This is a genomic window from Mesorhizobium sp. M7A.F.Ca.CA.001.04.2.1 (assembly GCF_003998485.1).
Classification (GTDB): Bacteria; Pseudomonadota; Alphaproteobacteria; order Rhizobiales; family Rhizobiaceae; genus Mesorhizobium; species Mesorhizobium ciceri.
The window spans coordinates 1-12,919 of the sequence record NZ_RZQT01000153.1 but is presented as its reverse complement, the minus strand read 5'-3'; the positions used below and the strand labels follow the sequence as shown (position 1 = coordinate 12,919).

Annotated in this window: 9 protein-coding genes and 1 pseudogene; 6 read left to right on the top strand and 4 right to left on the bottom strand. The window is 63.4% G+C overall.

All coding sequences use genetic code 11. The features are described 5' to 3' along the window. Positions 1–1,774, top strand: a 1,774-nt coding sequence (locus tag EN955_RS30050) for a heme lyase CcmF/NrfE family subunit (protein WP_164769926.1), incomplete at its 5' end; no start/stop codon positions are given. Next, positions 1,771–2,235: a cytochrome c-type biogenesis protein gene (locus EN955_RS30045; RefSeq protein ID WP_024505284.1), complete on the top strand. Its 465-nt coding sequence runs from the start codon at positions 1,771–1,773 to the stop codon at positions 2,233–2,235. The genes EN955_RS30050 and EN955_RS30045, both read left to right, overlap by 4 nt. Here EN955_RS30045 and EN955_RS35975 read toward each other — a convergent pair. Further along, a pseudogene (locus EN955_RS35975) lies at positions 2,232–2,455 on the bottom strand (type II toxin-antitoxin system RelE/ParE family toxin); the annotation flags it as partial. The gene EN955_RS30045 and the pseudogene EN955_RS35975 sit on opposite strands and share 4 nt — an antisense overlap. A gap of 206 nt (positions 2,456–2,661) precedes the next feature. Here EN955_RS35975 and EN955_RS30035 point away from each other — a divergent pair. The 4 genes from EN955_RS30035 to EN955_RS30020 all read left to right on the top strand — a co-directional run bounded on the left by EN955_RS30035 (position 2,662) and on the right by EN955_RS30020 (position 9,671). Then, the gene (locus tag EN955_RS30035; protein WP_013532632.1) at positions 2,662–4,215 is read left to right on the top strand and encodes a Do family serine endopeptidase; all 1,554 of its coding nucleotides are present in this window, start codon (positions 2,662–2,664) and stop codon (positions 4,213–4,215) included. Between the two features lie 347 nt (positions 4,216–4,562). Continuing rightward, complete coding sequence (locus tag EN955_RS30030; protein ID WP_023812818.1) at positions 4,563–5,237, top strand: response regulator transcription factor; 675 nt, start codon at positions 4,563–4,565, stop codon at positions 5,235–5,237. A 7-nt stretch (positions 5,238–5,244) separates the two neighbouring features. Then, entirely contained in the window at positions 5,245–6,723 is a 1,479-nt protein-coding gene (locus EN955_RS30025; RefSeq protein WP_024505283.1) for a HAMP domain-containing sensor histidine kinase, read from the top strand. Beyond that, a complete protein-coding gene (locus EN955_RS30020; protein ID WP_024505282.1) occupies positions 6,723–9,671 on the top strand; it encodes a bifunctional [glutamine synthetase] adenylyltransferase/[glutamine synthetase]-adenylyl-L-tyrosine phosphorylase in 2,949 nt (982 codons plus the stop codon). Before EN955_RS30025 ends, EN955_RS30020 begins: the two co-directional genes overlap by 1 nt. Before the next feature lie 59 nt (positions 9,672–9,730). Here EN955_RS30020 and EN955_RS30015 read toward each other — a convergent pair whose 3' ends face one another. The 3 genes from EN955_RS30015 to EN955_RS30005 form a co-directional block, all read right to left on the bottom strand. After that, positions 9,731–10,168, bottom strand: coding sequence for a type II toxin-antitoxin system PemK/MazF family toxin (locus tag EN955_RS30015; RefSeq protein ID WP_032899661.1), 438 nt, complete (start codon positions 10,166–10,168; stop codon positions 9,731–9,733). Continuing rightward, complete coding sequence (locus EN955_RS30010; protein WP_013532628.1) at positions 10,165–10,425, bottom strand: type II toxin-antitoxin system prevent-host-death family antitoxin; 261 nt, start codon at positions 10,423–10,425, stop codon at positions 10,165–10,167. The genes EN955_RS30015 and EN955_RS30010 overlap by 4 nt, the downstream gene beginning before the upstream one ends. A gap of 107 nt (positions 10,426–10,532) precedes the next feature. Further along, positions 10,533–12,854, bottom strand: coding sequence for a PAS domain-containing sensor histidine kinase (locus EN955_RS30005; protein WP_024505281.1), 2,322 nt, complete (start codon positions 12,852–12,854; stop codon positions 10,533–10,535). Positions 12,855–12,919: the final 65 nt, after the last annotated feature.

Here is a 12,919-nt window from a genome sequence, read left to right as displayed (position 1 = left end):
CTCGCATTCCTTGCAGCCGTTGATCTACAAGATCACCGGAACCTGGGGCAATCATGAAGGCTCGATGCTGCTTTGGGTGTTGATCCTGACCTTCTTCGGCGCACTCGTCGCCGCTTTCGGCTCCAACCTGCCGGCGACGCTGCGCGCCAATGTGCTTGCGGTGCAAGGCGCCATCGGCGCCGCCTTCTTCCTGTTCATTCTGGCGACGTCCAATCCGTTCATCCGGCTCAATCCGGCGCCGATCGAAGGCCGCGATCTCAACCCGATCCTGCAGGATCTCGGCCTCGCCATCCACCCGCCGTTCCTCTATCTCGGCTATGTCGGCTTCTCGATCTGTTTTTCCTTCTCGGTCGCCGCTCTCATCGAAGGCCGCATCGACGCGTCCTGGGCGCGCTGGGTGCGGCCGTGGACGCTGGTCGCCTGGATGTTCCTGACCGGCGGCATCGCCATGGGATCGTACTGGGCCTACTATGAACTTGGCTGGGGCGGTTTCTGGTTCTGGGATCCAGTCGAGAACGCGTCTTTCATGCCGTGGCTGGCGGGCACCGCGCTGCTCCATTCGGCCATTGTCATGGAAAAGCGCTCGGCGCTGAAGATCTGGACGCTGCTGCTCGCCATCCTGACCTTTTCGCTGTCGCTGCTCGGCACCTTCCTCGTGCGTTCGGGCGTGCTGACCTCGGTGCACGCCTTTGCCACCGATCCGACCCGGGGCGTGTTTATCCTGTGCATCCTGACGCTGTTTATCGGCGGCTCGCTGGCGCTGTTTGCGCTGCGCGCTTCCCGGTTGACGACCGGCGGCCTGTTCCACCCGATTTCCCGAGAAGGGGCACTCGTCCTCAACAATCTGTTCCTGACCACGGCGACGGCGACCGTGCTTGTCGGCACACTCTATCCGCTCGCCGTCGAAGCCTTTTCAGCCGACAAGATCTCGGTCGGCGCGCCGTTCTTCAATCTCACCTTCGGGCCGCTGATGGTGCCGCTGCTGCTCGTGGTTCCGTTCGGGCCGTTGCTGGCCTGGAAGCGCGGCGATGTCTTCGCCGTCGCGCAGCGCCTGATGGTGGCCTTTGCAGCGGCGCTGCTGGCGACGCTGGTCACCGCTCTGTTCATCGACGGCGCCTCGGTGTTCGCAGCCCTGGGCGTAGGCCTTGCCGTCTGGCTGATCCTTGGCGCGCTCACCGATCTCGCCGTCAAATCGGGCTTTCGGACCGTCGCAACGGGGATCATGGTCCGGCGCTTGCTCGGCTTGCCGCGTTCGGTCTTCGGCACAGCCTTCGCTCACCTCGGCCTCGGCCTGACCACGCTCGGCATCGTCGGCACACTTTGCTTCGGCACCGAGAAGATCCTGTCGATGCATGCCGGCGAGACCGTCGAACTGTCCGGCCATACGCTGCGTTTCGTCGGGCTTTATCCGGCCCAGGGACCGAATTACAGCGAGGATCGCGGCCGCTTCGAGCTGATCGGCGTCAGCGGTAGCCCTGTTGGCGAAATCAGCTCCGCCAAGCGGTTTTATCCGGTGCGGCAGATGACGACGACGGAATCCGGCATCAGGACGATCGGTTTCTCGCAGCTCTACATCTCGCTCGGCGACGAGGGCAAAGATGGTTCGGTCGTCGTGCGTTTGTGGTGGAAGCCGCTGGTGACGTTGATCTGGGGCGGTGGCCTGATGATGATGGCGGGCGCGGCGATGTCGCTGATGGACCGGCGCCTGCGCGTCGGCGCGCCGTCGCGACGGCGCAAGCAGGCGAGCGTGGTGCCATCCGCGACCCTGCCATGAACGCACGGCTTTCGCTGACCTCCATTATCCTGCTGCTGGCGCTGTTTTTTGCCGGCACGGCCTTGGCGGTGAAGCCTGACGAGATGCTGCCTGATCCTGCACTTGAGGCGCGGGCTCGGGCGCTTTCGGAAGGCTTGCGCTGCATGGTCTGCCAGAACCAGTCGATCGACGAATCCGATGCCGACCTTGCCCGCGACCTGCGCGTCCTCGTGCGTCAGCGCCTCGTCGCCGGCGACACTGACCAGCAGGTCATGGACTACGTGGTTTCGCGCTATGGCGAGTTCGTGCTGCTCAAGCCGCGTTTCGACCTGCGCAATGCATTGCTGTGGGGCACGCCTGTCCTGCTGTTGCTGGTGGGAGGCGTTTTCATCGTGCTGACCGCGCGGTCGCGTCGCTCGCTGGCAACCAATGCGCTGACCACTGAGGAACAGGCGGCGCTGGACAAGATACTAGGCAATTAGCTCGGCCATTCCTCCGAGGGCCAGTCCCGCGACGTGCGAATGACGCGCAGGATAACGACGCTCTGACGGCCAGCGATCGGGCGCAACTCATAGGCAATGATGTGGTGTGGGGCAGGCGGCTGATGAACGTCTCATATGTGCCTGTTACTCGGCCTGGCCGGCCCGTCGCCATATCACCAAGGCCTCGGCCCATTTCACGAATACGATCCGCCAGGCGTGCTTGCTGTCATTTATGAAAGCCTTGTGCTGAGTTGTGTACAAGATAGCACATAGGGCATCGCGGCCAACGGGTTTGTGCGTCCCCCGACCCCAAAACATTACCAAAGTTTCATGTGTCGGAAATGGCGCTGTAATGTGCGCCACTCTAATTCTCTTGCTTGAGGATGCCCATCAGCAGCGTCCATTTGGAAAGAGGATACGAGATCCATGAATATTGCCCCCCGTTCATATTCCGTCACCCGCAAGCGTCTCATGGCTGCCGTCGCGTCTGTCGCCGTGGCCGGTGCGATCGGCGTCGGTGCGCTGACCAGCGGAACCAGCCCTGTTCTGGCCGATGCCGTGCGCGTCGAGGCGCCGCAGGTACCGGGCTTCGCCGATGTCGTCGAGCGGGTTTCTCCCGCTGTTGTCAGCGTCAAGGTCAAGGCCAAGATCAGCCCGGCCGCCGATGACGGCTCGGACCCGTCCGACGATCAGGATGGCATGAACAACCTGCCCAACAATCCGCAACTGCGCCGCTTCTTCAAGGAATTCCGCGGCTTTGGTGATCAGGACGGCCAGGGTGGCGGCAACAGGCGCTTCAGCCATCGCGACCGCAACAACGACCAGCCGCGGCCGGTTGCACAAGGGTCCGGCTTCTTCATCTCGGATGACGGCTATCTCGTCACCAACAACCACGTCGTTTCGGAAGGCTCGGCCTTCACCGTGGTGATGAATGACGGCAAGGAACTCGATGCCAAGCTGATCGGCACCGACCCGCGCACCGATCTCGCCGTGCTCAAGGTCGATGGCGTCGGCAAGTTTACCTATGTCGACTTCGCCGATGACTCCAAGGTTCGCGTCGGCGACTGGGTGGTGGCCGTCGGCAATCCGTTCGGCCTTGGTGGCACCGTCACCGCCGGCATCGTCTCCGCCCGCGGCCGCGACATCGGCGCTGGGCCTTATGACGACTTCATCCAGATCGACGCATCGGTCAACCGCGGCAATTCTGGCGGCCCGACCTTCAACCTCAACGGCCAGGTCGTCGGCATCAACACCGCGATCTTCTCGCCGTCCGGCGGCAGCGTCGGCATCGCCTTCGACATTCCCGCTTCGACCGCCAAGCAGGTCGTTCAGGACCTGATGAAGAGCGGTTCCGTTCAGCGGGGCTGGCTCGGTGTCGAAATCCAGCCGGTCACCTCCGACATCGCTGAGTCGCTTGGTCTGAAGTCCAACAACGGCGCACTGGTTTCCAGTGCCCAGGACGATGGTCCCGGCAAGAAGGCGGGCATCACGGCCGGTGACGTGATCACCCAGGTCAACGGCAAGGACGTCGCTTCGCCGAAGGAACTGGCACGGCTGATCGGCGCCTACTCGCCTGGCAAGTCGGTTGACGTCACCGTGTGGCGCGACGGCAAGAGCCAGACGGTCAAGGTCGATCTCGGCAAACTGCCCTCGAGCGACAAGCAGGCCTCTGTCGACCAGTCGCAGCCTGCCGCTCCGGCAAAGCCCGACACGCTGGCCGATCTCGGCCTGACCGTCACCAAGTCCGAAAACGGCAAGGGGCTGGTGGTGACCGACGTCGATCCCGACAGCGATGCTGCCGATCGCGGCATCCAGCCGGGCGACGTCATCACATCGGTCAATTCGACCGAAGTGAACGGCACCGACGACGTCACCAAGGCGATGACCGAAGCGGTCAAATCCGGCCGCAAGGCGGTGCTGATGCAGATCACCCGCGACGACACCAATCGTTTCGTCGCGCTGCCCGTCGCCAAGGGCTGAGGTCGGCCCCGGAGCGTTCTCTTGGCCTTCCGAGGCGGGTGAGGGCGTTCCGGCGGCAAGTTGGACTTTTCCAGTGCGACGGTTGAACACCCCCGAGCCGTACGGGAAAGCATGGAGGAGCGCGCGTTAGTCAGTCATCGCGCCTTCCCCCGGCGGCAGCGGGCTTCCCATCGCCCGCTGCCGCACAATTTCAAAAGCGCTTCAACGATCCGATGCCACCGACATCGGCAGCGAGCAGCTTTATCGCGCACTGCTTCGAGCGATCTCGGTCGCGATGCGCTTTGGCAAAGGCCACAATGCAGATGTCTGCCACTCAACCTTCCGGCGAAATCGCGTATAACAGCCCTATGAAGATTCTCGTCATAGAAGACGATCGCGAGGCTGCGGATTACTTGCAGAAAGCCTTTGCCGAGGCCGGTCACACCGCGCATGTCGCCGGTGACGGCGAAACCGGCTTTGCGCTCGCCGACGCCGGCGACTACGACGTGATGGTGATCGACCGGATGATGCCGCGTCGCGACGGCCTGTCGGTCATTGCCGGTCTCAGGTCCAGGGGCAACACGACGCCGGTGCTGATCCTGTCGGCGCTCGGCGAGGTCGATGACCGGGTCACGGGTTTGCGCGCCGGCGGCGACGATTACCTGACAAAGCCCTATGCCTTCTCCGAGCTTCTCGCCCGCGTCGAGGTGCTGAACCGGCGCGCCAGTGCCAAGGAAGCGGAAACCGTCTACCGCGTCGGCGATCTCGAACTCGACAGGCTGTCGCATTCGGTCCGCCGTGCGTCACGCGAGATAACGCTGCAGCCGCGTGAGTTCCGCTTGCTCGAATATCTGATGCGGCATGCCGGCCAGGTGGTGACGCGCACCATGCTGCTGGAAAATGTCTGGGACTACCATTTCGATCCGCAGACCAATGTCATCGACGTCCATGTCTCCCGGCTGCGCGGCAAGATCGAGAAGGGCTTCGACAAGCCCATCCTGCATACGGTTCGCGGCGCCGGCTATATGCTGAAGAGTGGTTAGCTGCGGCATGGCTCTTTCCGTGCCAGCCATCATGAAGACGACGGCAGCGCGGCTTTCGGCGCTCTATTTCCTGCTCTTCGCGCTCTGCGCGGTGGCGCTCGTCTTCTACATGACCTCGCTGTCGGCGCGAATGCTGACCGCGCAGACGCAGGAGACCATCAATGACGAAGTGCTCGGCCTTGCCCGCGCCTATCAGCGCGGCGGCCTGCCGGTACTGGTCCGCGTGGTCGAAGCGCGCTCGCGCCAGCCCGGCGCAAACCTTTACCTGATCGCCGACGCCAACGGCCAGATCCTGACCGGCAATGTGCAGAGCCTCGAACCTGGCGTTCTCGAAACCGAAGGCTGGACCAGCAGTCCGTTCTCTTATCAGCGCTTTGGCGAGGGAGAGCTCGAGCGCCTGCGCAACCTTCCCGCCGAGCAGGGCACCACCACCCAATCCGAGCAGAACGATGCGCAGGCGCAGGGCGAAAAAGGCCACAACGCCATTGCGCTGGTGCTGCGGCTGCCGAACCAGATGATCATGCTGGTCGGCCGCGACCTTGGCGAGCCGGAACGGTTTCGTGCGGTCATCCGCCGTGCGCTGATGCTGGCGCTCGGCATGATGGGGCTGGGCGGATTGCTGATCTGGTTTTTTGTCGGCCGCGCTGCGCTGAAGCGCATCGACAGCGTGTCGGAAGCCAGCCGTCGCATCATGGGCGGCGATCTGTCGGGCAGGCTGCCGGTGACGGGGGTTGGCGACGAGTTCGACCGGCTCTCCGAAAATCTCAATGCCATGCTGGCCAGGATCGCCACGCTCAACGAAGGCTTGAAGCAGGTTTCCGACAACATCGCGCATGATCTGAAGACGCCGCTGACCCGGCTGCGCAACCGGGCCGAAGCGACGCTTTCGGGCAAGCAAAAGCCCACCGACTACCGGCAGGCGCTGGAAGGCACCATCGCCGAGTCGGACCAGTTGATAAAAACCTTCAACGCCATCCTGATGATCTCCCGGCTGGAGGCTGGCTACTCGTCTGAAAATACGAACCGCGTCGATCTTGCGGAAGCCGTACGCGATGTCGTCGAGCTCTATGAGCCGGTGGCGGAAGAGGCAGGCGTGTCGCTGGAAGCAGACGCGCACGAGGCGGTGTCCGTCAACGGCAACCGCGAACTGATCGGTCAGGCGCTGTCGAACATCGTCGACAACGCCATCAAATATTCGACCGGCGCCAATGCCCAGCCGGCGGTGCGCGTCACGCTCGAGCGAGCCGGTGCGGACGTTCGCCTGTCGGTTGCCGACAATGGCCACGGCATTCCCGACGATGGCGACCGCGCGCGTGCCACGGAACGTTTCGTGCGGCTGGAGAAGAGCCGTTCGCAACCGGGTTCGGGTCTTGGCCTCAGCCTCGCCAAGGCCGTCATGACATTCCACAATGGCCGGCTTGAACTCTTGCCTGGCAATCCTGGATTATCCGTGGTCATGAGTTTCCCGGTTCGGGAGGATCACTGATGAGCACGGCTGCGAGAGCGAAAGATTGGCTGCTGAAGCCGGCGGCCAGGCTTGTTCCGCTCGACAAGGACCGTGCGCGGTTGGAACTGGCCGAGATCGCTTCCGCCGCGCGCGAAGAAGGGCTGACGCGGCTTGCCAAGTTTCTGGCCGGCAAGGGGGAGGGCCAGGATTTCCTCGCCGCCGTCTTCGATCTGTCGCCGTTCCTGCGCGATACGGCACGTCGCCGGCCGCAAATCCTGGACGGGCTGTTCGAGCAGACAATCGAGGCTCGGCTGAAAGCGATCGGCGCCGCCATAGAGCAGGCGCATTTGGCGGAAACCCTTTCGGAATCCGGCTTGATGATGGAGCTGCGCCAGTGGAAGGCGGAGGCGCATTTCCTCATTGCGCTGGCCGATCTTGCCGGCGAGGCCGAAACGGCGCTGACGGTCCGGCGGTTGAGCGACGTCGCTGACGCCTGTACCCGTGCCGCCGTCGACTTCCTGCTGCGCGACGCGCACGGCCAGGGCAAACTCAAACTGCCGGATGTCGACAACCCGTCGAAACAGTCGGGTTGGATCCTGCTCGGCATGGGCAAGCTCGGGGCACACGAGCTGAATTTTTCCTCGGACATCGACCTGGTGGTTTTCTTCGATCCGGAAGCACCGGCGGTCGTCGACCCGCTCGACGCCACCGAATTGTTTTCGCGGCTGACGCGCCGCCTGGTTCGCATCCTGCAGGACCGCACCGAGCACGGATATGTCTTCCGCACCGATCTGAGGCTGCGCCCCGACCCCGGCTCGACACCGCTGGCGATCCCGGTCGAGGCGGCACTGCGCTACTATGAGGCGCGCGGCCAGAACTGGGAGCGCGCCGCCATGATCAAGGCACGTCCGGTAGCCGGCGATCTGGCCGCGGGCGCTGCCTTCCTCAAGGAGCTTCAGCCCTATATCTGGCGCAAATACATGGATTACGCGGCGATTGCCGACGTCCATTCGATCAAGCGACAGATCCACGCCCACAAGGGCCATGGCGAGATCGCGGTCAAGGGCCACAACGTCAAGCTCGGCCGCGGCGGCATTCGCGAGATCGAGTTCTTCGTCCAGACCCAGCAGCTTATCGCCGGCGGACGCTTCCCTGAACTGCGTGGCCGCGAGACCGTGCCGATGCTCGGCGAGCTTGCGACACGCGGCTGGATCACCACCGAGGCGCGCGATGCGCTCGCCCGCCAGTACTGGTTCCTGCGCCGCGTCGAACATGCCGTGCAGATGGTTGCCGACGAGCAGACCCACACGCTGCCGGAAGATGATGAAGGCTTGGAGCGCATCGCCCGCATGCTCGCCTTTGCCGATGCTCCTGCCTTTTCCCAGGCGTTTCGCGCCTCGCTGCAGCAGGTCGAACGCCACTACGCGGCACTGTTCGAAACAGCACCGGAACTTTCGACAGGCATCGGCAATCTCGTCTTCACCGGCGATGTCGACGATCCCGATACGCTGCAGACCTTGCACGGCCTCGGCTTCCAGCGGCCAAGCGACATCTGCCGCGTCATCCGAGGCTGGCATTTCGGTCGCTATCGCGTCACTCAGTCGGCGGAGGCGCGCGAGCGGCTGACGGAATTGACGCCGGCTCTGCTGCGCTCCTTCGGCCAGACGCGCCGGGCCGACGAAGCGCTGATGCGCTTCGACGAATTTCTCGCCGGCCTGCCGGCCGGCATCCAGCTGTTTTCCCTGCTGCAGTCCAATCCGGCCCTGCTCAAGCTCCTGGCAACGATCATGGGTGCGGCGCCCCGGCTGGCGGCGATCATCACCCGCCGGCCGCATGTCTTCGATGGTCTGCTCGACCCGGCCTTGCTGACGGAGCTACCGGACCGCGCCTATCTGTCGGCACGGCTTTCCGCCTTTGTCGAGGGCGACCGGCTTTATGAGGACGTGCTCGACCGGCTGCGCATTTTTGCTTCCGAGCAGAAATTCCTGATCGGCGTCCGGCTGCTCGCCGGCTCGATCGATCCGGCGCGCGCCGGCCGCGCCTTCTCCGATCTGGCGGATCTCACCATCGAGGCTGCGTTGCAGGCGGTGACGGCCGAATTCGCGGCGCGCCACGGCACCATTGCCGGCGGCGTGGTTGCGCTGCTCGGCATGGGCAAGCTCGGCAGCCGCGAGCTGACCGCCGGATCGGATGTCGACCTGATCCTGCTTTACGACCACGCGCCGGACGCCGAGGAGTCCGATGGCGACAAGCCGCTGGCGCCTTCGCATTACTACACCCGCATGACGCAGCGGCTGATCGCGGCTGTGTCGGCGCCGACGGCGGAGGGCGTGCTCTACGAACTCGACCTGCGCCTGCGGCCATCAGGCAACAAGGGTCCTGTGGCGACCCATATCGATGCCTTCAAGAAATACCAGCGCCAGGAAGCCTGGACCTGGGAGCACATGGCGTTGGCACGCGCGCGCGCCATAGCTGGCGACGCCAGCCTGTGCAGTGAGGTTGAAGCGGAAGTGGCGGCGGTGCTTGGTCAGCCGCGCGACGCCGCAAAGGTGATGGCCGAGGCCTCGGAGATGCGCGCCATGATCGAAAAGGAAAAGCCGCCGCGCGACCTGTGGGACATCAAGCTGATCCCCGGCGGCCTCATCGATCTCGAATTCATCGCCCAAGTCGCTGTCATCACCGGGCAGGTAGGCGCCGGGCCGCGCGTTACCGGTACCGCCGAAATCCTTTCGCGCCTGTCACCGGGCTTCGCCAATGCCGGGGCGAGGCAGGAGCTTTTCGACGCCTATGCGCTCTATCTGGCGCTGACCCAGATGACGCGGCTGTGCCTTACCGGAGCCTTCGAGCGCGACGACGTTCCGCCGGGGCTTTCGGATCTGCTTCTGGCGGTGACCGACCTGCCGGATTTCGGTGTGCTGGAAGCACACCTCAAGGAGACGTCGCAGAAGGTCAGGAAAGACTTCCACCTTTTGCTTCGTACGGGATGACCGGGAAGCGATCGTCCCTTGGAATCGGGGACGTTTCGTGGTCCTCCAGTCTCATGCAGCTACTCTGTTCGCCGAATCTGCTGCAGCGCCCGGCTTGCGTGAGACTGCAAAATCCGGTCGCGCAGATAGGCATAGAAACGCGGCGGCAGCATGCCATAGTCGAATCGGGACGGTTTGCTCCCCGCGATAGGCCTGAGATCGGGACCCGGCCAGAGGAAATGATTGGTTTCGGTGACGACGATCCATGATGGCGTGTCATCGAGGCCGAGATAGGCTTTGAGGGGCGCAGGTATTTCTACTGCATCGGCAGGATCAGCTGGTGGCGAGTGTGTGACCGGAACGACCGTTATGACTTCACGGCCCTCCACGACCCGGCGCGCGGCGACAATGGCGCATGGTCGGTTTTTGCGACCTTCTTCGGCACCCTTTTCGTGTTCTCTCACCCAGAGGTAAGAATAGGAAATCACCAGACCCGGGATAGGTTTGGGTAGGCTCACGGTGTCCAGTCTTTGAGCATTGCATCAAGCCCGGCATATTCGCTCGATACGGCGCTTTCGGCGATGGCGTTAAGCGTCTCGTCGTCCAGCTCTTCCACAGGACGGGCGACCCGTCCCTTGACCAAGACCTCGAACATCGCCGCCGACAGGAGTACCGTGTGGGTCCGGCCATTCTTTGTGATTGCGACCGGCGCACGCTGGGCAGCATCCTGAAAACGCCCGACATTCTGCTGGAATTCCGTTGAAGTCACTCGCATGACAAGGCCTTTCTTTTTTATCCAAAATAGATAAAATAGATAACTTTGTCAAAGCGTTTCACCTCGCGTCCACGAGGTGGATCAGGCCTGGGATGGTGATAAAAACTTCACGCTGCAACCTTGACGGCCAGCACGCTCTTCTTCACCGGAATGCGCACCGACACGATCGTGCCGACACCTTCGCTCGACCGGATCTTCAGCGCGCCGCCCTGAAGCTCGGCCAGCGAACGTGAGATGGCAAGGCCAAGGCCGGACCCGGCATGGCTCTTGGAGAACTGGTTCTGCACCTGTTCGAACGGCCGTCCGAGCTTTCCGAGCGCCTCCTTGGGGATGCCGCAGCCATTGTCCTCGATCGTCAGCACCAGCGCGCCGGATGTGTTGCGGGCCCTGACCGATATGTGGCCGCCCTGGCCGGTGAACTTCACCGCATTGGACAAAAGGTTGATGACGATCTGCTTGATCGCACGGCGATCGGCGACCAGCGTCAGCGCATCGGCAATGCGCGTTTCCACGGAGATGGCCTTTTGCGCCGCCTGCAGCGAAACGACGCGTACGGTTTCGCTGATCAGCGGGCCGAGGTCGATCTCTTCCCGGTCCAGAGAGAACTGGCCGGCCTCGATCTTGGACATGTCGAGAATATCGTTGATGACGCCCAGCAGGTACTTGCCGCTGCTGTTGATGTCGGTGGCATATTCCTCGTAGCGCTCCGATCCGAGCGGGCCGAACAGCCCTTGTTCCATCAGTTCGGAGAAGCCGATGATGGCGTTCAGCGGCGTGCGCAACTCATGCGACATGTTGGCCAGGAATTCGGATTTGGCCCGGTTCGCCGCTTCGGCCCGTTCGGTTTCCTTCATGTATTTGCGGTTGAGGTCGACCAGTTCGCGCGAACGCTCCTCTTCGGCCCGCCGCGCGAGGCTGAGATCATGGATCGTTGCCATCAGCCGTCGCTCACTGTCGACCAGCTTCTCCTGGTGCAGCTTGATCTGGGTGATGTCGGAACCGACCGAGACGATGCCGCCGTCCCGGGTCTTCAGTTCGTTGACCTGCAGCCAGCGGCCATCGGCCAACTGCCGCTCGAAAGTGGCGCCGCCCTGCAGGCCGCTGGTGTGGGCAAGCCGCCTTTCGGAAGCAAAGGCCAGCATGCGTTCTTCCAGCGCCGCGCGCGCGGTGCCCGGCATCACGTCGCGGTCCGAAAGCCCGTTGTCCTGCTGGTATTTGGAATTGCACATGATCAGGTGCTGCGTCGAATCCCACAGCACGAAGGATTCGTTGATGTTCTCGATCGCCGTTCTGAGGCGAAGGTCGGCAGCCTCGGAACGCAGCGCCAGATGACGCTGTTCGGTGACGTCGACGGCGATGCCGATCAGCTGGATCTCCGGCGCTTCCGGATCGATGACCTGTGCCCGTGCGCGCATCCAGACCCATTGGCCATCGGCATGGCGCATGCGGAACACCTGATCGATGTGATCGATCTCGCGTGCGACGATTCTGTTGGCGAGCTCGAACAGGTCGCCGTCCTCGGGATGGATGATCTGATCGACCTCGCCGAAGGACAGCATCGTTTCGCAAGGCTTGTAGCCGAGCATGTCGTACATCGAGCGCGACCAGTACATCTTGCCGCGCACCATGTCCCAGTCCCACAGGCCGCAGCGGCCGCGAACCAGCGCCATGTCGATGCGCTGATGCGCTTCGAGGTAGATGCGGTCGGCCGCCTGCGCACGTGCCGCCTGGCCGAAATAGGCATAGAGGATGACGATCAGCACACCGGCCGTCAGCACGAACAGGGTGACGTTCAGCGAAACGGTCTTGCGCCAGGCATCGAAAACCGCGTCCTGTGGCACCAGGGCCGCCGATGCACCCTTTCCGCCATTCGCGAGGCTGACCGCGGCGTACCAATCCCGTCCGTCGATGTTGACGTCCATGACGCCGGCACGATCGCCGAACATGAACAAGGGCTGGCCGCCCTCGACGAGGCCGTCCAGAGAATGGCCCTGCCATGGCATCGAGCGTGGCGTCACCGCGACGATCTTGAAAGCGCTGTCGGTGATGACAAGCACATGGCTGCGGCCCATCGCGCCCTGACGGCTGGTGGTCTCCAGCAGATCCTGTATGGCGCCGGGCACCGTTTCCGAGGTGGTGGCGAGCGAACTGGCCAGCTGGCCCGCCGCCAGCGTCAGGATCGCCTTGGCATTGCGCTCGACATCGTCGCGCTCGTTCATCAGCGACAGCACGCGCAACGCCGCGATGACGATCAGGAAGGTGATGATGAGGACGGGTATTGATCGGCGCAGCAGCGGCTCGGCGGCCAGAAGCCGCCGGTAGGCCGGTTCGGCGATGAGTCGCGTATTCCCGGCAAGACCGTCGCCGCGCGTCTCACGATGCGCAAAAACCGTCCCTCCGGGCGCGCCCCACGCGTCCGCCTTCGCCATAAATGGCACTCCCCGAATTTGCCTATGCTGCTTGGTGATCCGGCAAACGCCGCACTTCCGAATCG